The 22,727-nt window shown below is 30.7% G+C and carries 20 protein-coding genes; 15 read left to right on the top strand and 5 right to left on the bottom strand.

Annotated elements, in window-relative coordinates; all coding sequences use genetic code 11:
• Window positions 1–72: 72 nt before the first annotated feature.
• Window positions 73–1,089 (top strand): uroporphyrinogen decarboxylase family protein, encoded by a 1,017-nt coding sequence (locus tag ACQ3F0_RS20225; RefSeq protein ID WP_428867539.1) that lies wholly within the window; start codon window positions 73–75, stop codon window positions 1,087–1,089.
• Window positions 1,090–1,197: 108 nt separating this feature from the next.
• On the opposite strand, the gene ACQ3F0_RS20220 is transcribed toward ACQ3F0_RS20225, so the two are convergent.
• Complete coding sequence (locus ACQ3F0_RS20220) at window positions 1,198–1,857, bottom strand: GntR family transcriptional regulator (RefSeq protein WP_428867538.1); 660 nt, start codon at window positions 1,855–1,857, stop codon at window positions 1,198–1,200.
• 190 nt (window positions 1,858–2,047) lie between these two features.
• Between ACQ3F0_RS20220 and nhaC the strand changes: the two genes are divergently transcribed.
• The 5 genes from nhaC to ACQ3F0_RS20195 all read left to right on the top strand — a co-directional run bounded on the left by nhaC (window position 2,048) and on the right by ACQ3F0_RS20195 (window position 8,678).
• Entirely contained in the window at window positions 2,048–3,448 is a 1,401-nt protein-coding gene (gene nhaC, locus ACQ3F0_RS20215) for a Na+/H+ antiporter NhaC (protein WP_428867537.1), read from the top strand.
• 82 nt (window positions 3,449–3,530) lie between these two features.
• Window positions 3,531–4,631 (top strand): NAD/NADP octopine/nopaline dehydrogenase family protein, encoded by a 1,101-nt coding sequence (locus ACQ3F0_RS20210; protein ID WP_428867536.1) that lies wholly within the window; start codon window positions 3,531–3,533, stop codon window positions 4,629–4,631.
• 383 nt (window positions 4,632–5,014) lie between these two features.
• On the top strand, window positions 5,015–6,433 hold the full coding sequence (locus tag ACQ3F0_RS20205; RefSeq protein WP_428867535.1) for a sodium:solute symporter family protein: 1,419 nt from the start codon (window positions 5,015–5,017) through the stop codon (window positions 6,431–6,433).
• A gap of 176 nt (window positions 6,434–6,609) precedes the next feature.
• Complete coding sequence (locus ACQ3F0_RS20200) at window positions 6,610–7,311, top strand: response regulator transcription factor (protein ID WP_428867534.1); 702 nt, start codon at window positions 6,610–6,612, stop codon at window positions 7,309–7,311.
• Window positions 7,308–8,678 carry a sensor histidine kinase gene (locus ACQ3F0_RS20195; protein ID WP_428867533.1) on the top strand — a complete coding sequence of 457 codons (1,371 nt, stop codon included), beginning with the start codon at window positions 7,308–7,310 and terminating at the stop codon, window positions 8,676–8,678. The genes ACQ3F0_RS20200 and ACQ3F0_RS20195 overlap by 4 nt, the downstream gene beginning before the upstream one ends.
• A 37-nt stretch (window positions 8,679–8,715) precedes the next feature.
• On the opposite strand, the gene ACQ3F0_RS20190 is transcribed toward ACQ3F0_RS20195, so the two are convergent.
• From ACQ3F0_RS20190 to ACQ3F0_RS20175, 4 genes are read right to left on the bottom strand one after another with little or no spacing between them, the layout of a single operon-like run.
• A complete protein-coding gene (locus ACQ3F0_RS20190) occupies window positions 8,716–9,546 on the bottom strand; it encodes a 4Fe-4S binding protein (RefSeq protein WP_428867532.1) in 831 nt (276 codons plus the stop codon).
• Window positions 9,539–9,697, bottom strand: a complete 159-nt coding sequence (locus tag ACQ3F0_RS20185) for a CD1871A family CXXC motif-containing protein (RefSeq protein WP_428867531.1) — start codon at window positions 9,695–9,697, stop codon at window positions 9,539–9,541. Before ACQ3F0_RS20185 ends, ACQ3F0_RS20190 begins: the two co-directional genes overlap by 8 nt.
• Complete coding sequence (locus ACQ3F0_RS20180) at window positions 9,687–10,235, bottom strand: TlpA family protein disulfide reductase (RefSeq protein ID WP_428867530.1); 549 nt, start codon at window positions 10,233–10,235, stop codon at window positions 9,687–9,689. The genes ACQ3F0_RS20185 and ACQ3F0_RS20180 overlap by 11 nt, the downstream gene beginning before the upstream one ends.
• Window positions 10,236–10,288: 53 nt before the next feature.
• On the bottom strand, window positions 10,289–11,173 hold the full coding sequence (locus ACQ3F0_RS20175) for a CPBP family intramembrane glutamic endopeptidase (RefSeq protein WP_428867529.1): 885 nt from the start codon (window positions 11,171–11,173) through the stop codon (window positions 10,289–10,291).
• Between the two features lie 475 nt (window positions 11,174–11,648).
• Between ACQ3F0_RS20175 and ACQ3F0_RS20170 the strand changes: the two genes are divergently transcribed.
• From ACQ3F0_RS20170 to ACQ3F0_RS20130, 9 genes are all read left to right on the top strand, one after another.
• Window positions 11,649–12,758 (top strand): YibE/F family protein, encoded by a 1,110-nt coding sequence (locus tag ACQ3F0_RS20170; RefSeq protein ID WP_428867528.1) that lies wholly within the window; start codon window positions 11,649–11,651, stop codon window positions 12,756–12,758.
• Window positions 12,759–12,882: 124 nt separating this feature from the next.
• The gene (locus ACQ3F0_RS20165; protein ID WP_428867527.1) at window positions 12,883–13,938 is read left to right on the top strand and encodes a LacI family DNA-binding transcriptional regulator; all 1,056 of its coding nucleotides are present in this window, start codon (window positions 12,883–12,885) and stop codon (window positions 13,936–13,938) included.
• A 710-nt stretch (window positions 13,939–14,648) separates the two neighbouring features.
• Window positions 14,649–15,491 carry a creatininase family protein gene (locus ACQ3F0_RS20160; protein ID WP_428867526.1) on the top strand — a complete coding sequence of 281 codons (843 nt, stop codon included), beginning with the start codon at window positions 14,649–14,651 and terminating at the stop codon, window positions 15,489–15,491.
• A gap of 127 nt (window positions 15,492–15,618) precedes the next feature.
• A complete protein-coding gene (locus ACQ3F0_RS20155) occupies window positions 15,619–16,221 on the top strand; it encodes a class II aldolase/adducin family protein (RefSeq protein WP_428867525.1) in 603 nt (200 codons plus the stop codon).
• A 213-nt stretch (window positions 16,222–16,434) separates the two neighbouring features.
• On the top strand, window positions 16,435–17,916 hold the full coding sequence (locus tag ACQ3F0_RS20150) for a rhamnulokinase (protein WP_428867524.1): 1,482 nt from the start codon (window positions 16,435–16,437) through the stop codon (window positions 17,914–17,916).
• 48 nt (window positions 17,917–17,964) lie between these two features.
• Window positions 17,965–19,380 (top strand): four-carbon acid sugar kinase family protein, encoded by a 1,416-nt coding sequence (locus tag ACQ3F0_RS20145; RefSeq protein ID WP_428867523.1) that lies wholly within the window; start codon window positions 17,965–17,967, stop codon window positions 19,378–19,380.
• Window positions 19,381–19,614: 234 nt separating this feature from the next.
• Window positions 19,615–20,673: a TRAP transporter substrate-binding protein gene (locus ACQ3F0_RS20140; protein WP_428867522.1), complete on the top strand. Its 1,059-nt coding sequence runs from the start codon at window positions 19,615–19,617 to the stop codon at window positions 20,671–20,673.
• Window positions 20,674–20,774: 101 nt separating this feature from the next.
• A complete protein-coding gene (locus ACQ3F0_RS20135) occupies window positions 20,775–21,347 on the top strand; it encodes a TRAP transporter small permease (RefSeq protein WP_428867521.1) in 573 nt (190 codons plus the stop codon).
• 3 nt (window positions 21,348–21,350) lie between these two features.
• Entirely contained in the window at window positions 21,351–22,640 is a 1,290-nt protein-coding gene (locus ACQ3F0_RS20130; RefSeq protein WP_428867520.1) for a TRAP transporter large permease, read from the top strand.
• Window positions 22,641–22,727 lie beyond the last annotated feature (87 nt).

The raw sequence follows: 22,727 nt of genomic DNA, 5'->3' as shown, positions 1-22,727 counted from the left end.
GTTAACTGTTTATATATAGAAATGAGTATTATTGAGAATATTTTTTGATTAAAATATTTGCAGGGGAGGAAAATGATTTTGATTAGTGGAAGAGAGTTGGTTTATAAAACTTTAAACTTTCAATGTCCTGAAAGAGTACCAAGACAGTTATGGGTACTACCGTGGGCTGTTAATAATCATTCGGAAGAGTTAAAGAAAATTCAAAAGGTATTTCCAGATGATATTGTTGGTTCACCAGGCTTTAATAAAGTAATTCCAAAAACAGACGGCGATCCTTATGAAGTAGGAACATATATTGATCATTGGGGATGTAAGTTTACTAATTATCAAAAGGGTATTATCGGAGAAATAAAAGAACCATTAATAAAAGAAGAAGATTGGGAAGATAGGGATAATTTAAGAATACCAGAAGAAAATTTAACAATAGACATAGAAAAAGTAAATGAATTTTGTAGGAAGACTGATAAGTTTGTCATTCCAAGTGTATTTCCAAGGCCTTTCGAAAGGCTGCAATTTATTAGAGGTACTGAGCAGCTATATGTGGATCTTATGCTTGAACCCGAAGGACTTTTTGAGGTGATAGACAAGGTTCATGACTATTATTGTAAACTATTAGAGACTTGGGCAAAAACAGATGTTGATGGGTTAATGTGGATGGATGATTGGGGATCTCAGCTGAGTTTATTGATTAATCCAAAAATATGGATAAAAATATTTAAGCCTATTTATAAAGATTTTATTGATATAGCTCATAGAAATAACAAAAAGATTTTTATGCATTCAGATGGCTATATATTAGAAATAATACCTCATTTAATAGAATTAGGATTAGACGCTTTGAACTCTCAAGTGTTTTGTATGGGACTTGAAAATTTACAAACCTTTAAGGGTAAAATCACATTTTGGGGTGAAATAGATAGACAACACTTACTTCCAAACGGAACACAGGAAGAAATAGAAAATGCAGTAAAACATGTTAATGAAAAGCTATGGTCAAATGGCGGCTGTATAGCACAATGTGAGTTTGGACTAGGAGCAAAACCAGAAAATGTTTATAAAGTTTTTGAAACTTGGAATAGAGTTTTATGATCTTTGTTCTATATCCAAATCAAAATTAGCATGGGCAAATCACCTATGCTAATTTTTAATAATTTTGTATCATAAGAATTGAATTTTTTAAATCTGTGCATATACTCTTTATAATCGTATTTTTGTTATCCCTAAATTTTCAAAGATACTTTTAATATGTAGACTCATTACTTCAGCACTTTTATCAGGATTTCTATTCTTTAACGCTTCGTAAATTTCCTTATGTTCAATAACTGAATTTAATTCTTCAAGTGGTCTAGTATGGAATTCATCATATAATATTAAATAAATAGTGCTTTTTGTTACAAGTTCTTCAATAAATTTAATAAAATATTGGTTTCTGCAGGATTTAGCAATTGTCATATGAATTTCATTATTCACTTCTATAAATCTTTCTAGATTTCTTTCATTATAACTTTCTTTTTCCTCTTCTAATAATTGCTTTAGATTTTCTAATTCATTTAATGAAATATTTTTTGCGGCAATTCTTGCACTTTCTTTCTCTAAAAGCTCCCTGCTTGAATATAAATCTATATACTCTTCTATTGTAGTTTGTGCTACAAAAGCTCCTTTGTTTGGAATAATATTAACTAAACCTTCATATGACAGTTTTTTCAGTGCACTCCTAATAGGCGTTCTACTAACTTTTAACTCTTCAGCTAAAGTAGACTCTACCAACTGGGAGTTGGATGTATATTTCTTTGTAATTATAGCTTGTTTAATTTTTTTATACACACTTTTTTCTGCATCTTTTCCTCGTTTATTCAATTGAAAACCTCCTCTATTGACTGAAATCTATTTTACTATGAAATTTATATTTCTAAATACTTAAAATATTGTATATTATTAGCATATTGATAGTGCACAGATTGTATACTATTAGTATATAACTTTTAGAAAAAATTTACAAAATGCTTCTAAAAGATTTATAAATCTTTCCAATAAAGGGGGTAATGATATGCAAAAAGAAAAAAGAAAAATTTCTTTCAGTGAAGCAATGGGTCTATTGATAGCTTTTATTGCAATATTAATGTGGGGAGCATTAAAAGCTAAAATTCCTACTGGTATGTCAATTTTGTTATGTGCTATTGTAGCTTCTATTTATGGTATGATAATCTTAAAATTTCAATGGGACGACATCTTAAATGGAATTTTAAAAGTTTTTGGTATTGGAATGCCTGCTGTCCTTATTTTATTAATGGTTGGATTAATAACTGCTTCATGGCTTGCTTCTGGAACAACTCCTATGTTGATTTATGGAGGTTTGAAAATTTTAAGTCCTTCAATATTTTTAGTTGCTGCATTCATAATAACAGGTATTGCATCCATTGCTACAGGTTCTGCATGGGCAATAATAGGTACTTTTGGTGTTGCTTTGATGGGAATTGGTACAGGTCTTGGTATGCCAATTGGAGTAACTGCTGGAGCAATTATAGCTGGTTCTTATATAGGAGACAAGTGGAGTCCACTATCAGATTCAGCAAACTTAGCTGCTGGTGTTGCTGGTCAAGATGTTTTTCATTTATTTAAAAGCATGTTCTCTACATCTGGAATTGCAGCAATTATTGCAATAATAATTTATGGTGTTATAGGCTTTGTACTTGGAAGTAACAATGTAGCTGATACTTCTGAAATCAAGGTAATTGTTGATGGACTAGCTGGGGCTTATAACTTCAATATTCTGTTGATTTTACCTCCTTTAATAGTTATCGTTTTAGCTATATTAAAAAAGCCAATTTTACCTGTATTGGTAATAGGGGTAGCTGCAGGAGCAATCTTAGCAATTTTTATACAAAACATACCTGTTAATAAAATGTTAACCATTCTTTATAGTGGTTTTGAATCAGGTACAGGTCTTGAAGGAATAGATAAATTATTGAGTGGCGGTGGATTAAAATCCATGATGGGTCTAATCTTAATTATTTTCTGTGCTTTCATCTTTGCTGGTTCTGTAGAAGTCATTGGTGTATTGGATTCTATCTTAGGTAAGTTAACAAACATAATAAAATCTGAAGGATCATTAGTCTTAACTTCACTCATTACATCTGTTTTAACTGTTTACTTATCAAGCAGTGTTTATGTATCACTTATTTTAAACGGAAGAATGTATATTCCAGCTTATGATAGAATTGGTTCTCATAAGATAAATCTATCTAGAACAATAGTTGAAGGAGCTTCATATTCAGGAGCATATGTACCATGGAGTGGAGGGGCATTACTGGTACTTGGTACTCTAGGAGTAAAATGGTATGAATTTGCCCCATTTTTATTCAATCATTGGATTAGTATTATTTTAGTTATAATATTTGCTTTCTCAGGTAAGTTTATGGAAAAGGCAACAGATGGGAAAAATCTATAAAGTATCCCTGAAGGTATTTAATTATAAAATATAGTAGCTTTGAAAACGTTTAATATTATGTTGAATTTAAGGAGGGAAATGTGTGGTTAAAAGAATTGCAATCATCGGCGGAGGAAATGGAGCTTTTGCAGCTGCGGCTGATCTATCACTAGCAGGTTATGATATAACTTTATACGAAGATGAAAAATTCAAGTCAAACATACAAGAACTGATGAAAACAAAACAACTAACACTAACAGGTGTTGGTAAAACGGGAATCGCGGATATATGTAAAGTTACTACTGATATTGAAGATGCAATTAAAGATGTAGACTTAATTATGCCTGTAGTACCAGCTTATGCATTAAAAACATTTGCCAATAAAATTTCACCATTTTTAAAAAAAGGTGATAGAATCATTTTAGCCCCAGGTAGTACTGGTGGAGCCCTTATATTAGCTAAGATACTTCATGAAAAAGGGAAACTAGATGGTGTGAAAATTTCGGAAATGCATACATTACCATATGCTTGTAGAAAAACTGGTCCAACCAGTGTTAATATATTACTAGAAGTTGGAAAATTATATTTTGCAGCTTTCCCTTCTATATATAATGAAGAAATGTATAGCATTGTTAAAGAATTTTATCCAGCAGTAGAATTAGTAAGTAGCGTTCTTGAAAGTTCTTTGAATAATGGAAACCCAATTTCACATCCAGCGCCAGTTGTATTAAATGCTGGTAAGATTGAGTATTTTAAAGGAGAACATTACCATTATAGAGAGGGAATAACCCCTTCAGTTGCTCGTGTAAACGAGAAGATTGATATTGAAAGACAAAATATCTGTGAAAAATTTGGATATAAAATCATTGATGCTAAAGAAAGATTATTCTTGATGGGATATGTACCAAAAAGAGATACACTATATGAATCTTATCGAGATAGTAAGGCTTTTAATCCTTTGAAAGGACCTAAAGATTTAAATGATAGGTATTTAACTGAGGATACACCATGTTCATTAGTAGCATTATCAAGTATTGCAAGTACAGTTAATATTGAAACACCAGTTATGGATTCTGTAATAACTTTAGCATCTGCATTAAAAGATGAAAATTATTGGGAAACAGGAAATACTATTGATACTTTAGGTTTAAAAGGCATGAATATAGATGAAATTAAAGATTTCTTACAAAATGGATATGAATAATTAGTCTTTATTTAGAATAATGGTGATAGGAAAAATTTATTTCGCAATTGAAACAGATTACGAATAAAAATAGTGACAAGTGATAAGATACAAGTTACAAGTTAAGGTTGATTTTCTTGCAGAAAATCTTTAACTAAGCCTTTATCATCTTTGATGATGAGATAATGTACTTTTCCTATCGCAAAAGGATTCTTTTTATATTTTGTTAAATTAAAAGCTTTCGTTTACGAAAGGTATCCACAACTTGTAACTTATCACTTGTAACTTGTCACTATAAATTGCGAAGCGCTTTTCTTCGCAATTTATAAATAATGTGCATTAAGTTATTTTATTCAACAATATTTTATAATTGAGTTAAATAAAAAAGGGGGGAATCTATTTACATGAATGGAATTTCTACTTTGGATTCAATCATCATAGTTTTATATTTTATTGGAATGGTATCAATAGGAATATTTTTCAAAAGAAAAGTAAAAAAGACTAGTGATTATTATTTAGCAGGCAGAAGCTTAGGTTTTTTTGTTATTATGGCAACTGTCTGCGCTTCTATTATAGGTGGCGGAGCAATGATTGGTCGTGGAGGTATTACTTATAGCCAAGGTGCTGTAGCTGTAATGTTAGCATTACCGTATTTAGTTGGAATGTACTTTTTCTCAATTATATCTGGAAGAATTCAAGCTATTGGTCTTTTATATAATATATCATCAATTCCTGACCTTATGGAGTATCGATTTGGTAAAGTCTCAAAATATATTACAGCTACATTAATCGCATTTACAATGATGGCTACTGTGGGTACTCAAATAACTGCAACAGCTACAATAATAAAAACTATAGGTGGTTTTTCTTATGAATTAGGTGCGTGGATTGCAGTAGCTATTTTTGTTTCTTATACGGTTTTCTCAGGTTTATTTGGGGTTGTGTATACTGATGTGGCTCAATTCCTTATTTTAATAGTTTTTATGTATATCCTGCTCCCAATAGTTTCTTTATCTAAAGTAGGGGGAATTGTAACATTAACTAGAACTATACCTAAAGAGATGCTATCTCTAAAACCATCAATCCAGATAGTTGGTTGGATATTTACAAGCTTGGTTTTTACATTAGCAGGAGCTGAAATGTGGCAAAGAGCCTTTGCTGCTAAGAATTCAAAAGAGGCGCGTAAAGGAATGTTATTAGGTACTACTGTTTATGCATATACTATTATTATTACTTTACTAATTGGACTAAGTGCTTATGTTTTATTACCAAATGTAGTAAATGATTATGGCACTGCAGATGCTGCAATACCAGCTCTGGTTATTAATCTGTTACCTAAGGGGATAATAGGATTAACAACTGCGGCATTATTAGCTGTTATGATGTCCTCAGCTGATACTTATTTATTGGTGTCTGTACAATCTATACTAAGGGATATAATAAAACCATTAATTCCTAATCTTGAAGATGAAAAAGAGCTTTTATGTTCAAGAGTATTTACTGTTCTCTTAGGTTTAGGAGCACTCATAATTTCTTTATATATAAGACAAGCTTATAAAGCTTTAATGTTTGCTTGGACTTTTTATGCATCATCTATTGGATTACCAGCACTAGCAGCGCTATACTGGAAAAAAGCAACTTCACAAGGTATAGTATCTAGTATTCTAGTTGGCTTTATTGTAAGCGTAGTCTGGAAGATTATCGGTTCGCCATGGGGATTAAGTCCTTCAATCCCAGGTTCAATATTATGTGGATTAACATTACTTACAGTAAGTTATAGTACATATGATAAAAATCATTCCAATGCCTTTCCGAAGGTTTAGCAATATAGAATATTTGCCATAGAGTTTCCAGTTCGCCAATTTATATATAATTTACTTGTACTTGAAATTATATATATAATAAAGATTTTTAGTGGAAACTCTATATTTGATTTATAATAAATTATTGAAAAGACGTTGGATTTACTGGTAAAATATATTAAGAAGAGGTGAATCAGATGATAAACATTCTTATAGTTGAAGATGATGATGATATTAGAGAGTTGCTAAAAATTAATTGTGAAAAGGATGGTTATAAAGTTTTTACAGCTGATAATGGGTTTGATGCACTAGAAATATTAAAAACAGAAGATATTAAACTTGCAATACTGGATATCATGTTACCAAAATTGAATGGGTATGAGCTCATTCAAAAGTTACGAAAATTTAGTAAAATACCAGTTATATTTTTATCAGCAAAATCTGAAGAAATTCACAAAATCAAGGGACTATCATTAGGTGCTGATGATTATGTGACAAAGCCCTTTGGAATGGGGGAGATATCATTTAGAATTCAGTCTCATTTGAGAAGATTTTTGGATTACTCGAAAGAAACTTTTATAGAACCCGAGAATTACTTACTTACAAACGGTAGTCTTAAACTCAACAAAAAGACTTGTGAAGTTTTTGTAAAGGATAGACTTGTTGACTTATCAGTTAAAGAGTATAAAATACTAGAATTATTCCTCCATAATTTAGAATTTGTATTCACAAAAAAACAAATTTATGAAAAAATATGGAGAGAAGATTTTTTTGGTGATGATAACACAGTTATGGTACATATAAGTAACCTAAGAAATAAAATTGAAGCTAACCCAAAGCAACCATTATATCTGATTACAATAAAGGGGCTTGGATATAAGATGGTGAAATCAGAATGAAATGGGTGAAGAGTAAATTTAAGAATCTATCTACATATATGTTTATTAATTATAGCTTAATGTTTATTTTTTTGGTTATTGTAATTTATATCAATCAGTATATGATAAATACTGAGCTTGATGAAATTTCAGGATTTAATTCAAAAACAATAACAGCAATTGAAGAAAATGATAAAGCAGAAGATATTTATAAAGCGCTAGAATTAAGAGAAGGAAGTTTTGTTCAACTTTTAGATGATGAACTTAAAGTAATTGAAGAATATAATAGTCCACTAGATGTTGGAAATTTGTATAAATATAATGAGTTTGTTAATAAAACTATTGAAAATCCTTTTCAATTTCAAAGTATTATGGTTACGGAACCGATATTAACAGAGTCTATGATTGTTATTTATGATACTAGTTTACCAGCATCATTTGATGAATTTTTAGTTCTATCAAATAAAATTAAATTAAGAGCTAATTTGATTACTCTGATTTCAATAATAGTTGTATTTCTTATTTTTTCAGATATATCTATTTCTAGAATAATTCAACCTATTCAAGTTATTATTAAAAGAGTTGATGAAATTGCTGATGGTGAGTACAACAACAAATTAGAAATTCAACCACATAATGAATTAATGACTTTAGTTAAGGGTATAAATACAATGAGTACTAAACTTCAAAAGGAAATTGAAAATAGAGAATTATTAGAAAAAGATAAAAGAAGAATGATTATGGACATATCTCATGATTTAAGGACTCCATTAACAAATATAGCTGGATATAGTGAATTGTTGAGAGAAAATGTATCTTGTGAGAATAAAAAATACATAGATGTTATCATTTCTAACAGTAAAACTTCAAATGCTATAATTGAAAACTTATTTGAAATATCAAAGATTGAAGATAACTCAATTGAGTTGAATTTGGAAGAAACTGAGATTAATGAATATATGAGAGAAATAATAATAGAATATCTACCAGAGTTTGAGACTAAAAAAATTGATTATGAAATCAACTTAGTAGATGATAAACTTTACATGAACATTGATAGAGTTAAATTTAAAAGAGCTTTATCAAACTTCATAAATAATAGTATGAAATATGGTGGAGATAATTTAAAAATTTTGTTTAAAACTTATAAGGAAAATGGTTCAATTGTTATAGATATTAAAGATAATGGGCAGGGTATACCAAAAGATAAGATAAAGTATATACTTGAACCTTTTGTTAGATTAGATGAAGCTAGATCTACATCTGTCAAAGGTGCGGGGCTTGGGTTACCATTAGCAAAAAAGATTATTGAATTGCATGAGTGTACGTTAGAAATAATATCTGATATAGATGAAGGGTTTCAGGTTAAAATTAAAGGGGGAGTATAAGAAGGATTTCTACTTATTCTTATACTACCCTTTTATCTTATTTATAAAATTTAAAACCACTACCTATAGCATTAGTTGGGCAAATTGTTATACAATCTCCACATCTAATACATTCTTTATCACATGGATTTTGCACAATATTAACTTCCATTTTACAAATATTAATACACTTATTACAATGTATACATTTATTTTCATCTATCGTTAACTGATAAAAGCTATATTTATTAAAAAGTGAATAAATTGCTCCTAATGGACATAGAACTTTACAGAAAAATCTATGATATATTATAGATAGTATAATTACAATCATTAATATAGTGAATTTTGAAAAGAATAAAATGCCAATACTGGACCTTAAAGCTTTATTTAATATTAATAATGGTATTCCACCTTCTAAAGTGCCTGCAGGGCAAATATACTTACAAAAGGTTGGATTTCCTATACCTACGGAATTGTGTAAAAATATAGGTAGAATAATAACAAATATTAACAAAACTCCATATTTGATATATTTAAAATGTTTGTTAATAATTTTTTTGGGAGAAGGTATTTTATAAATTAATTCTTGAAATAATCCAAAAGGGCAAAGCCATCCACAAGTAAATCTTCCTAGGATAGTAGCAAAAAGAAGAATCATTCCACTAACATAAAAGGATATATTAAATTTCATGCTATTAAATACAGCCTGTAAAGAGCCTATAGGGCATGAACCAAGTGCACCAGGACAGGAATAACAGTTCAGTCCCGGAACACATAAAGATTTTGAATTACCTCTAAATATTTTTCCCTCAATAAATCCTTTTAAGTTTGAGTTTGTAAGGATCGCAAATATTAATTGTACTATTTTTCTACTATATTTAACCAATTCCAATACACTCCAAGCATATATTAATTGCCTTCGTTAAGACTACTTTTATTTCACCTAATTTGCAACCATAAATAATTAGGGCTGTTGATAATGTAAGTAGTATATATTTACCATACACAAGTAAATTAATCTTCGATTTATTTAACATATTCTTTTACTAGGTTTTCAAACCCTTTTTCGTTTGTACTACCAGGTATAAATGATTCTAAGATTTTTCCATCTGAATCAATTAAAATTGTTGCAGGTACATAATCGAATTTGGATACTAAGTCTTTATATAGTGTTGTATCTGGTAAAATATTGGTATACTTAACACCTGTTTGATTAATGACTTCTTTAGCAGTGGTAGTATCTTCACCGGCTTTTACATCACCAACAATACCTACAACATTGATGCCTTTATTTTTATATTGTTCATAGAATTTTTGAAGATCAGGCATTTCATCAATGCATGGGCCGCAAAAAGTTCCCCACAAATTAACCACAGTTACTTTATTATCTTTGAATATTTCTTTAGTAACATCATTACCGTCAATATCTTTAGCTTTAAAATCTGAAATTACTACATTTGCAACAGGGTTCTTATCTAATGAATCATTTGAACTACCCTCAGTGCCACTATTTCCACAAGCTACGATACTTAATCCTAATACAATTGTTAAACATAACATTAAAAATTTTTTCATAATTCTCTCCTTTTTGATTTTTTATAAAATAAGATACATAACTCTTACTCTAATTAATACATGGAACTTATAAATACAAACAAAACTGTAGATAATCCAAGAGGTAGATAATCTTTAAATTTAAATTTTGATTTAATTGTTTCATCTTCAGTACTCCTAGCTGTAATACTTTTAGGTTCATAAGAATTTATTTTCATTGTCTTTTTAATTAAACATCTTACAACAACAAAGGAAATAATGGCCATCAATATTAGATATACAAAAGATGCAATTTCATTATTTTGAATAAATTTAGGCCCTTCTTCAAGAACAGTAAAAAATGAGTTTATTCCGGTATTGCTTTCTGATAGAACACTTAAACCATTATTGATAAAATGAATTATCACTGATGGTAATATTGATTTTGTAGCAATAACTAAATATGTAACTATTACAGCCATCACAAAAGTATAAGTAAATTGGTAAAGATTCATATGAAAGATTCCAAATAAGAATCCATTTAGTAGAGCTAATTTATGAATACTCATTTTTGAGTTAGTTGGTAGCATTACACCTCTTATAACAGCTTCTTCACAGATAGCAGGGGTAAGGGCAATAACGAATAAACCCATTAAAGGTGAATATTGCGGCATCCAATTCTCAAGCATTTGAGCTTGGTCACTAGCTATCATATTTCCAAAGGATGCAGCAAGGATAGTTAATGGTTGCATTGCTATTGACATAACAAGGGTTATTACTAGAGTTTTTAAATTAATTTTCCTCAGCTTAAAAATTTCTTTAAAAGATTCTTTGGTTAATATTACAAATAAAATTGAGGGTAACAATAATATTATATACTGGCCCCAAATATCCATGATTTCATATGGAATTGGAATTAGTAATGGTGCTACAATTCCTAAAATAGTTATAATTAGAAAAAATATATTCCTTTTAAACATTGTAAAACCTCCTTTGATAATTATATTAAACTAAATAACTTAAATAGGATTAAAGATAACCTTAATTTAACCTTAAGTGTATTTATAAGATTAAAATAAGGTTCATAGCAAGCTTATAGTTCGTAGTTGAAATAAAAGGCGAACCAAATTAGTTAAGAGTTAAAAGTTAAGAGTGAAGAGTTAAGGATGATTTTCTTTCAGAAAATCTTTAACTAAGCCTTTGTTAGCTTCGCTAACTGGAATAAGGAACTTTTGCTACGCAAAAGGAAGTCATTTTATCTTTTGTATAATTAAAAGCTTTCGCTTGCGAAAGGTATCCACAACTTGTCACTTATCACTTGTAACTTGTCACTATAAATTGCGAAATGCTTTTCTTCACAATTTATAATTATTCTGTGTAATCATGATGATTAACAATTTCTAAAAATTTATCATTATGATATACTAAAAAGAGCATCAAAACTGGAGGGAACATATGAAGAAAATAATAATAACTCTTATAAGTATACTTTTATTATGCACATCAAATGTCTTTGGAGAAGAAAATGAAGGTTATGAACCGCCAACTGAACCAGCTATTGAAACTGCAGTTGTTATAGAAGCTAGTGAAGTGGAAGAATTTAAACATACAGAAGAAGTCTTTCAGCAGACCCAGTATGTAAAACTTAAAATAACAAGTGGAAAATATAAAAATGAGATTTTTAATACAGAAAATATTATTTTAGGAAACTATGCTTTCGATATACCTGTTCATGATGGGGACAAAATTGTTGTTTCAATTGAAGAAGTGAATGATGGAAGTATTAATGTACATGTATCAGATTATCAAAGGCAAAATTACATATTGTATTTATGTATAGTATTTATTGTACTCCTTATTTTAATAGGTAGATCAAAGGGACTCAAAGCAATAATTACACTTTCGCTTACATTATTCGCAATAGCAAAAATTTTATTACCTTTGATTCTAAAAGGAATTAATCCAATACCCGTTACAATAATTGTATCTATATCTATAATAGTGATAACTATGGTACTTATTAGTGGTTTAAATAATAAGAGTTTTTCAGCTATTATAGGAACTAGTGGAGGAGTCTTATTTGCAGGTATAATTGCTTTTATAATTGGAAGTCAGATACAATTAACAGGACTTAGTAGTGAAGAAGCTTCAATGCTTTTATACATTCCACAAAAGGTAACTTTAGATTTTAAAAGTTTATTATTTGCAGGAATAATTATGGGAGCTCTTGGGGCGGTAATGGATATTGCTATGTCCATTGCGTCTGCTATGGAAGAAATATATAACGCTAATAATAGAATAACCAGAAAAGAATTATTTTCTTCAGGTATGAATGTTGGTAGAGATGTTATGGGTACTATGACAAACACCTTGATTTTGGCCTATACTGGAAGTTCGATACCATTACTTCTTTTGTTTCTAGCTTACGATACACCTATGAAAAAGATCTTAAATTTAGATATTATTGCTACAGAAATAGTACGTTCACTAGCAGGAAGCATTGGATTGGTTTTAACAATTCCGTTAACGGCTTTGGTAGCTAGTATTTTAATGAAAAGAGAATGAAATGAAAGAAGTTTAAAAAAAGATGGAAAGTAAATACATATATGTAAAAACATTATTGACAAGGAAATTAAAAAGAAGTAAAATGTAAATATATTTTAAGAATACGTATTCTTAATAAAAGGAGATGGCCACTATAAAGAATTTACAAAAGAAAACTGATAGATCAACAACTAAGAGGATTACATCTATTGATGTGGCACATAGAGCAGGTGTATCACAATCAACAGTTTCTCGTGCTCTTAATCCTAATAGTAAGTTGGCAGAAGATTTACGTCAAAAAGTTTTAGTTGCTGCTAGGGAATTGGGATATAAGCCAAATGCAATCGCACGAAGTTTAACTTCACGAAGAACAAACATTATTGGACTAGTTATGAGTGACCCTACCAGTCCATTTTATCATCAAGTTTTGAGTAGTTTCACAGATAAATTGCAACAGGCAGGTTTACAGACTTTACTATTTAATGCTGCCCCAGGAAAGGATATTGATGATATACTTGACAGAGTACTTCAGTACCAGGTTGATGGATTAATTATTACAGGAGCAACTATAACATCAGAGATGGCTGATGAATGTGTAAAAAATGGAACTCCTGTTATTTTGTTTAATCGTTATATACCAGGAGCGAATATAAGTGCAGTGTGTTGTAATGATGTTGAGGGTGGACGTAAGGTTGCTGATTTCTTAGTAAATGCAGGACATAAGCGGTTAGCGTATATTTCTGGAAAGAAAAATGCATCAACAAGTATTAATAGATATAAGGGATTTATTGAACGTTTAAACGAGTTAGGAAATTATGAATGTTTAGTGGAATATGGTGGATATTCATATGAAAGTGGAGTTGAAGCTGCAAAACGCTTACTAATGCGAAAGAATCAACCAGATGCGATTTTTTGTGTTAATGATATAATGGCACTGGGGGTAATGGATGTAGCTCGTTTTGAATTGGGAATTTCTATTCCTAAGGATCTTTCAGTTATTGGGTTTGATGATATTCCTGAAGCTTCACGTGCAGTATATTCATTAACTACTATTTACCAGCCTATTGAGCAAATGGTGGATGCAACTATTAAATTATTGCAAGAAAGAGTGGAAAATCGAAATGTTGAGCCAGTTTTACAACTTTTTGAGGGAAAATTAATTGAGCGAAGTTCTACACGTTTGATTTCAAATAATAAATGATAAGAAGTATACATTTAGAAGTGTATACTTTTGGTTTAGAATACATAACAATTTTCATCAAACATTACAAAATTTCTAAGTTAATAATAGTTACTATTTGTTTATTTATCACAGAGTGCTACATGGAAAAGAAACTTCTTGTTAAGCAATTGAGTGAATTGTTGGAATAATCACAAAAATAATAAAATAAATTTAGATATGCTATTGACAAACATAATAAAACACTATAAAATAAAATCATAGATTGAGAATACGTATTCTCAATCTATGATTTGTATACTAAAGAGTTACATAAGAAACATTTGAAAGAGAAAATTGAGAATATCAATTGAACAGATGCAGACATGTCTATTGAATTGTTGCAAGCAAGAGTGAAAAATGTAAAGGTTAAGGCAAGTTGTACAAAGCTTTAAGGTAGTAAAAAGAAATTTCACACGGTATCCTAAGATATTAAAGAAGATAAAGATATTACTCATTGTTTTAGAATACGTATTCTGAATGATGCGGTAGCGATATCAATAGCATCTTAAAATTTATCAATACAGAATACGTATTCTGGAACTTGAGTGTATCAGTTTTATGATTTATCAAATGAAGATTCGTCTTTTGAAGTATGCTATTTAAAATGATTGTTAATTCATGGTGTTTTAAACACTATAAAATATAAAAAAAGTATAAAGCATAATTAATTCTGAAGGGTGGTAACAAAAATGACAAATGCAAATAATCAAGGAAGAAAGCCATCATACTGGTGGCAACATAAAAGTTGGCAAGAAATAGTTGAGCATGCAAAGAAATGTGATATTGCAATTTTACCAATAGGATCAGTAGAACAACATGGGCCTCACTGTCCAACAGGGCATGATACATTGCAATTATTCCCTATGCTTGAGGATATAGCAGAGAGAACAGGAGCTATGCTTTTACCAGTTTGTTGGTATGGAGCTCATCCACATCATCACTGGGGATTTCCAGGAACTATTCCTTTGTCAAATGATACATTAAAAGCGGTTTTAAAAGATATCGTACGTGGTGCTGAGGTTGCTGGTTATAAGAAATTTATATTCTTCTACGGACACGGACAAGCATTTGTTACAAATTATACGGTACAAGATTTAGGACTTGAAGGATACTTTGTTCTTTCAGTTATGTTCCAGAATATCGTTAGAGATGTTCATAATGAAATTTTTGAAACTCCGTTCTGGCATGCAGATGAAGCTGAATCTTCAATTGGACTTCATACATTCCCAGACTATATGGATATGAGTCTAGCTGTAGATGAATCTGCTACTCCTGTTATGGATCCTAAATATGTGACTTCTCCATCAGAGTATTGTTCATCAAAACCTATGCGTTTTGATGAGGGAACTGTTGGTGCTCCAGAACTTGATACACTTAAGCATGGAGTTATGGGTAAACCTTCTTTGGCTACTAGAGAAAAAGGTGAAAAGTACTGTAATATTATTGTTGATCGTATGGTTGAAATGGTTGAAGACGTAAAGAAAAAATATCCTGTTGGTGTAGAAATTAAAACTACTGCTTGGAAAAAATAATACTTATTTTAAAGATTTGTTTTTAAGTGCCGAGAGCTAGTAGATTTTCTTTATTAGTTCTCGGCGCAGATTACATAGGGTTTGGGATTTATATAAATATATGAAATTTGAGGGAGGTCGCTTAACTATGAATATAATTGAGTTAAAAACAGAAGTGCTTAATATATGTAGAAAACTTCCACAATGCGGATTGGTAACTGGAACAGCTGGTAATGTAAGTGCTAGAGATCCAGAAACAGGACTCGTTGCTATTAAACCAAGTGGGGTACCTTATGAGGAAATGGAGTTAGATGATATTGTAGTGTTGACTTTATCTGGAGACATTGTCGAGAAAAAGGGAAATAGAAAATCTAGCTTTGAAACACCTACACATCTTGAAATCTATAGACGTTATCCAAATGTTAATGGAGTTATTCATACACATTCCAAATTTGTAAATACATTAAGTAGTGTTATGGATGAAATACCTTGTGCAACTACTCCAACAGGTATAAGACTTCTATTAAAACCTATTGATGTCATAGATTTTATTAATAATGGAACTCAAGAAATGGCTGATAAGGTAGCACCAAGTTTAGAGTCAAGTGTTGCGGTAGCTATCAGAAATCACGGTCCATTTACTGTTGGGGAAACGGTACAATTAGCATTGGAACGTGCTGTTGCTTTAGAAGATACCAGCCAACTTTATTTCCAAGCATCTCTTCTTGGAACACCATCATTGATAGAGTAATTACTAGTTGACGGTTGACAGTGCTCAGTTGACAGTAAATGACGCCTTTCACTAAAGTGAAAGCTTTTAGTTTAAATATTTTCCTAAAGAAAATCATCCTTTACTGTCAACTGTACACCGTCAAATGTCAACTAAAAATTACGATTAACCTTTCAAATTAATAAAAGCTTAAACTAAGACTTTTAATAAAATACTAACAAAGGGATGATGGTGATGGCACATGCTCGTAAATATATAACATTAGATATTGGAGGGTCTGGGGGTCGTTGTGTAGTAGGAAGTTATGATGGTAACAAGTTAACTTTAGAGAAAGTTGGAGAATTTGAAAATTCCCATGTTAGGGTTCTGAATCATTATTATTGGGATGTTCTAAAGTTATTTAGTGGAATAAAAGATAGCCTGAAAAAAGTAAATAAACTTTATGGCAAAGAGCTTGTAAGTTTAGGAGTTGACACCATGGGTGTTAACTTCGCACTTCTAGATAGCAATGGTGAACTCATAGGTAATCCTTTTTATACACGTGTCCCACAGAAAAAAGAAATACTTAATAAAACTTTTAATAGAGTGCCAAGAAAAGAAATTTACGGTACTACTGGACTTCAATTAACAAAGCTTAATTCTTTGTATCACCTTGCTGAAATGGTTGGAACTAATTCTCCAGCATTAAAAAATGCAAAAACTTTTCTTATGCTTCCAGATTTAATTAATTATTGGTTAACAGGAAAAACAGTTAGTGAGTATACAATAGCTTCAACATCTCATCTATTAGATGCCAGTAAAAAAGAATGGGCATTGGATATGATTAAAGATATGGGGATACCTACACATATCTTCCCTGAAATTATTAAACCTGGTAATACCATTGGAAAACTTCATCCTAAGGTTGCAGAAGATATTGGTATTCATAGAATATCAGTTGCTGCAACAGCTTCTCATGATACAGCTGCAGCACTAGCTTGTGTTCCAGCAGAGATAGAAAACTATGCTTATCTTAGCTCAGGAACTTGGGGAATGTTGGGATGTGAGACTTCAGAACCAATATTAACTGAAAAAGCAATGAAATACAACTTTGCTAATGAAGGATCAGTACTTGGAAATACAAGATTTATATATAATTCTGTTAATCTATGGATACTGAAAGAGTGTAAACGTATATGGGAACTTGAAGGAAGAAAATACACTTGGGATGAACTTATTAATATGGCTGAGGAATCAAAACCGTTCTTGGCATTTATAGATCCTCAGTGGTCAGAATTTTTAGTTCCAGAGAATATGCCAAAGACTATTCAAAAAATGTGTTCTAATACTGGACAAAATATACCTGAAACTAAAGGGGAAATAGTTCGAGTGATTATAGAGAGTTTAGCATTAAAATATCGATATACATTTGATAATTTAACAGAGATTATTGGAAGAAAACCAGAGGTTCTTCATATCGTTGGTGGTGGAGGAAGAAATAAGATGCTTAGTCGGTTTACAGCTAATGCTATAAATGTTCCTGTAATCACTGGTCCTTATGATGCAACTGCAGTAGGTAATATTATAATGCAAATGATTGCAGTTGGAGATATTTCTAGTTATGAGGAAGGTAAGGAACTAATCCGTAAGTCGTTTCCATGTAAAACATATTTACCTGCCTTAAAGAATGTTTGGGAAGAAAAATATCAGAGGTATCGCAGAGTGATAGATATATAATTCAAATGTGCAACGTAGTAGTAAATTATATATCTGGAGGGATTGATTATGAACGAAAAAATTATTAAAAAGAGTGTTATAGAAGAATCTTTACCTATGGAATGGTCTGAGAATCTTGTTCCAGAAATTGATGGATTATTGAAGAAGACAAAAAGTAAATTAGTAGTTTTAGATGATGATCCAACAGGAACCCAGACAGTACATGATTTACCTATACTTACTGAGTGGTCTACAAATATATTGGAAGAAGAATTTAATAATGATGAGTATAATGCTTTCTATATATTAACTAATTCTAGAGCAATGGCAGAAGAAAAAGCTTTAGCTTTAAATAATGAAATTGCAGAAAATCTTAAAGAAGCTGCTAAAAATACTGATTCTTCATTTGCTTTAGTTAGTAGAGGAGATTCAACTCTTAGAGGTCACTTTTTAAAAGAGGTTGATGCTCTTCAAGAAGCTTTACAAGAAAAATTTGATGGATGGATTTTATTCCCTTACTTCTTAGAAGGTGGTAGATATACTGCTAACGATATTCATTATGTAAGAGAAGGCGATGACTTTGTACCTGCAGGGTTAACTCCTTTTGCAGATGATCATACCTTTGGATATAAATCATCAAATCTAAAAGAGTGGGTAGAGGAAAAGACTAATGGAAATGTGAAAAAGGAAGATGTGGTATCTATAACATTAGATGATATTAGAAAAGCTGGACCAGATAAAGTAAAGGAAAAGCTTATGAATTTGTCTAATTCACAAATTTGTATAGTCAATGCTTTCACTTATAAGGATGTAGAAGTTTTCGTAAAGGGATTGTTAGAAGCAGAAGGGTCAGGTAAAAAATTCTTATATAGAACATCTTCATCTTTTGTAAAAACAAGAGCAGGCAATATTTCAAGAAATCTTCTCAGTAAAGAAGAACTTAATGTAAATAAAGGCGGTGGAGGCCTACTTATTGTTGGTTCTTATGTTCCAAAAACAACTAAACAGGTTCAAACATTAATTAATGAAACAGATATTGAGAGTATAGAAATAGATGTATCTTTATTAATTGATGAGGAAACTAGAGGAAATGAAATAAAAAGTATAGCTAAAAAAGTAGATTCTATATTGGAAAAAGAAAAAGATGTAGCTATCTACACTTCAAGAAAAGTAATAAAAGGTGATGAAGCTAAGAGTAGTTTAGCAAAAGGAAATTTTATTTCAGATGGACTTATAGAAATACTTCATTCAATAGAAAGCATACCGAGGTATGTAATCGCTAAGGGAGGAATAACATCCAGTGATATTGCAACAAAAGGTATTGGTATAAAAAGAGCAGTTGTTATGGGTCAGATATTAGAAGGTATACCTGTTTGGAAAGTTGGAAAAGAAGGACGTTACCCTGATTCATCATATATAGTTTTCCCAGGCAATGTTGGTGACGAACATGCATTAGCAGATGCAGTGAAAATCTTAAGTAAATAATTATCAGTTTATAGGTTTCTATAAAATAAGGTTATTTGGAGCAAAATAAAATCTTAGCTTAATTGAGAAACTTATTACAAAGTTCTTCCTAGAGAAAAAGCAATTATTCTTGAAATCGTTTAGGTAAACATTTACACTGACATTTTTAAAGTACACGAGTTATAAGCAATATAGAATTTCATAACGTTTAAATAAACTTTATATAAATAAAATAATTTTAGGAGGGTTTTTATTATGAAAAAATCTATTAAATTGTTAGTAACAGCATTATTAGTAGGTGTAATGACAACTATAACAGCATGTGGTGGAAGTAATGCAAGTAACGGAAATAAGGCAGCAAACGCCGATGGTGAAAAAAAACCTGAAAAAGTCCAAATACGGTTAGCTCATGATAACAGTGTTGAAACACCAGGACACAAAGCATTCTTAGAATTCGAAAAGTTGGTTGAAGAAAAATCTGGTGGAAGAATTGATGTAACTATTTTCCCTGGTGCACAATTAGGAAATTATCAAGAAATGTTTGAACAGACACGTCGTGGAGATATTGAAATGAGCGTTAGTGCAACTACACTCTTCACACAAACAATTCCAGAGTTTGCAGTTTGGGATAGTTTCTATATGTTTGATGATGAAGAACATGCTCATAAAGTATTAGATGGAAAAGCAGGACAAGAGTTAATGAAACCACTTGATGCTATGGGACTTACTGGTTTAGGATATATGGAAATAGGTTTTAGAAACTTTTCTAACAGTAAGAATGCTATTGTAAATTTTGAAGATCTTAAAGGTTTGAAATTAAGAGGTTATAACCCTATACAAATAAAAGCTTGGGAAGCACTTGGTACTAATTTAACAAGCTTAAGTTGGTCTGAAGTATTCACATCATTACAACAAAACTTAATTGATGGACAAGAATGTGCATCTGCAAGTTTCTATAATGCAAAATTCTATGAAGCACAAAAATATTGGTCATTAACAAAACATATCTATACAAACTGGTTATGGTTTGCAAACAAAGACTTTATGAATAGTTTATCTTCTGAAGATAGAAAGATAATTGAAGATGCATCAAAAGAAGCTATTAAATTAAATAGAGAAATGGTAGCTGCAGCAGAAAAAGAGACGCTAGAAAAACTTCCAGGATTAGGAGTAGAGGTTAATGAGGTTTCACTAGAAACAAGAAATAAAATGGGTGAATTAATGAATAATGCAATAAAAGATGAAATTATAAGTAAATGTGGTCAAGAATTATATGATATGGTAAATGCAGAAATAGAAGCTGAAAGAAAATAATAAATTAATTAGTTTGGTAGCATCAAAATATTTAGTTTTGGTGTTACCAAACAATTTTTAATAATTTGCTGGAAAGAATATTTTAAGGAGTTGACATTCAAATGAGAAAAGTTTTTTCTTGGCTCGATATAAATTTTGAACCAATTATAATGGCTACATTATTTTATATCATGACAGTTCTAATTACTTTACAAGTAATATTAAGATTCGGGTTCAGTGCCGGATTTTCATGGGCAGAAGAAGTTTCAAGATTTATGTTTGTTTGGTTAATGTATTTTAGTATTTCTTATACTACAAGAAATCATAGACATATTAAAGTTACTTTTATAGTAGGTAGATTTAATGAAAAAGTACAAAAGATAATAATGATAATCGTTGATTTTTTATTCTTAGCTTTTGCAGGTTTTATATTTGTGTCAGCAGTGAAAATATGTCAATCTGTTGCTGAGTACAATGATAGAGCAACAACTTTGGATATTTCAATGAATGTTATGTATGGTGCGGCAGCAGTAGGATTTATTTTAATGCTAGTTCGACTAATCCAAGGAATAGTGTGGAAGTTCAAAAACTTTTCAGAATCACTAGAATACTTTGAAAATCATACTGGAGTTTATACTGGAGCAAATGACATATGTTTTGCAATTAAAGACTCTGAAAAGAAAGAGGAGGAGTAAATAATGACTATTGCATTACTATTTGGAAGTTTTATATTGTTCTTGATTTTATCAGTGCCTATAGCTGTGTCTTTAGGGTTAGCATCTGTGGTAACAATTTATGGGGTAAATCCTATAAGTGTAGAAGCTTTTACACAAACAATGATACAAGGACTTAACTCTTTCCCATTAATGGCAGTTCCTCTATTCACCTTTGCAGGAGATATAATGGGTAGAGGTGGAATATCTAAAAGATTACTTGGTGTAGCAGGATTATTCTTTGGACGAATGACAGGTGGACTAGGAATAGTTTCTATAGTAACATGTTTGTTCTTTGCAGCTATATCAGGAACAGGATCAGCTACAGTTGCAGCTATTGGAGTTATAATGATTCCGGCTATGGTAGCTAAAGGTTATGATAAGCCTTTTGCAGGAGCGTTATGTGCAACAGCTGGAACAGTAGGAACTCTTATTCCACCAAGTATTTGTATGGTTGTTTATGCTATTTCAGCTAATGTATCTGTTACTGGAATGTTTACAGCAGGTATTGGTCCTGGATTATTAGTTGGTCTGGGTTTAATACTTTATACAGTTTATATGGCAGTTAAAAATGGTTGGAAAGGTGATGACCATAAGTATACTGGAAAAGAAGTAGTTAAAATATTTATTGATGCTATACCGGCACTTATGGTTCCAGTTATAATCTTAGGCGGTATTTATGGGGGAGTATTTACTCCAACTGAAGCAGCGGCAGTTGCTTGTGTTTATGGAATTATAGTTAGTGTATTTTGGTATAAAGAAGTTAAGATTAAAGATTTACCATTTATAGGCTTTAATTCTTGTCTATTATGTGCAGCAGTTATAGTTATTATAGGTATATCTTCTGGTTTTGGACGTATTTTAACAATAACTCAAGTACCAGTACAAATTGCAAATGCAATATTAGCAGTTACTTCAAATAAAATAGTAATATTACTTCTAATAAATGCCTTATTACTTGTAGTTGGAACATTTATGGAAACAAATGCAGCAATAATTATTCTAGTTCCAATTTTATTACCAGTAGTTGTAGCTTTAGGAGTAAACCCAGTACATTTTGGTCTTATAATGGTTTTAAACTTGGCAATAGGATTTATTACCCCTCCACTAGGAGCAAATTTATTTATGGCATGTCAAATTAGTGATATCAAATTTGATGTACTTGCAAAAGCAATATTGCCATGGATTGCAGTTATGATAATAGTATTATTGATGGTTACTTATATACCAGCAATATCATTAACACTTCCAAAATTACTTGGAATACCGGTTTAAATTAGTGCCAAGTGATAAGTTATAAGTTAAGGGAGATATTCTTCATTCTTCAGAATATCTAATTTAAACAAAAGCTTTTCCAATAGT

It is taken from the genome of Clostridium sediminicola, from assembly GCF_050402865.1.
Taxonomy (GTDB): domain Bacteria; phylum Bacillota; class Clostridia; order Clostridiales; family Clostridiaceae; genus Clostridium_AF; species Clostridium_AF sediminicola.
Note: the sequence above shows the minus strand (reverse complement) of the source record. Positions and strands in the feature narration are given on the sequence as shown.

Excerpts from the sequence above, each read along its gene's own strand:
- ACQ3F0_RS20225 (WP_428867539.1), top strand. The coding sequence starts at position 73 with ATGATTTTGATTAGTGGAAGAGAGTTGGTTTATAAAACTTTAAACTTT.
- nhaC (WP_428867537.1), top strand. The coding sequence starts at position 2,048 with ATGCAAAAAGAAAAAAGAAAAATTTCTTTCAGTGAAGCAATGGGTCTA.
- ACQ3F0_RS20205 (WP_428867535.1), top strand. The coding sequence starts at position 5,015 with ATGAATGGAATTTCTACTTTGGATTCAATCATCATAGTTTTATATTTT.
- ACQ3F0_RS20200 (WP_428867534.1), top strand. The coding sequence starts at position 6,610 with ATGATAAACATTCTTATAGTTGAAGATGATGATGATATTAGAGAGTTG.
- ACQ3F0_RS20195 (WP_428867533.1), top strand. The coding sequence starts at position 7,308 with ATGAAATGGGTGAAGAGTAAATTTAAGAATCTATCTACATATATGTTT.
- ACQ3F0_RS20185 (WP_428867531.1), bottom strand. The coding sequence starts at position 9,697 with ATGTTAAATAAATCGAAGATTAATTTACTTGTGTATGGTAAATATATA.
- ACQ3F0_RS20180 (WP_428867530.1), bottom strand. The coding sequence starts at position 10,235 with ATGAAAAAATTTTTAATGTTATGTTTAACAATTGTATTAGGATTAAGT.
- ACQ3F0_RS20175 (WP_428867529.1), bottom strand. The coding sequence starts at position 11,173 with ATGTTTAAAAGGAATATATTTTTTCTAATTATAACTATTTTAGGAATT.
- ACQ3F0_RS20170 (WP_428867528.1), top strand. The coding sequence starts at position 11,649 with ATGAAGAAAATAATAATAACTCTTATAAGTATACTTTTATTATGCACA.
- ACQ3F0_RS20165 (WP_428867527.1), top strand. The coding sequence starts at position 12,883 with ATGGCCACTATAAAGAATTTACAAAAGAAAACTGATAGATCAACAACT.
- ACQ3F0_RS20160 (WP_428867526.1), top strand. The coding sequence starts at position 14,649 with ATGACAAATGCAAATAATCAAGGAAGAAAGCCATCATACTGGTGGCAA.
- ACQ3F0_RS20155 (WP_428867525.1), top strand. The coding sequence starts at position 15,619 with ATGAATATAATTGAGTTAAAAACAGAAGTGCTTAATATATGTAGAAAA.
- ACQ3F0_RS20150 (WP_428867524.1), top strand. The coding sequence starts at position 16,435 with ATGGCACATGCTCGTAAATATATAACATTAGATATTGGAGGGTCTGGG.
- ACQ3F0_RS20145 (WP_428867523.1), top strand. The coding sequence starts at position 17,965 with ATGAACGAAAAAATTATTAAAAAGAGTGTTATAGAAGAATCTTTACCT.
- ACQ3F0_RS20140 (WP_428867522.1), top strand. The coding sequence starts at position 19,615 with ATGAAAAAATCTATTAAATTGTTAGTAACAGCATTATTAGTAGGTGTA.
- ACQ3F0_RS20135 (WP_428867521.1), top strand. The coding sequence starts at position 20,775 with ATGAGAAAAGTTTTTTCTTGGCTCGATATAAATTTTGAACCAATTATA.
- ACQ3F0_RS20130 (WP_428867520.1), top strand. The coding sequence starts at position 21,351 with ATGACTATTGCATTACTATTTGGAAGTTTTATATTGTTCTTGATTTTA.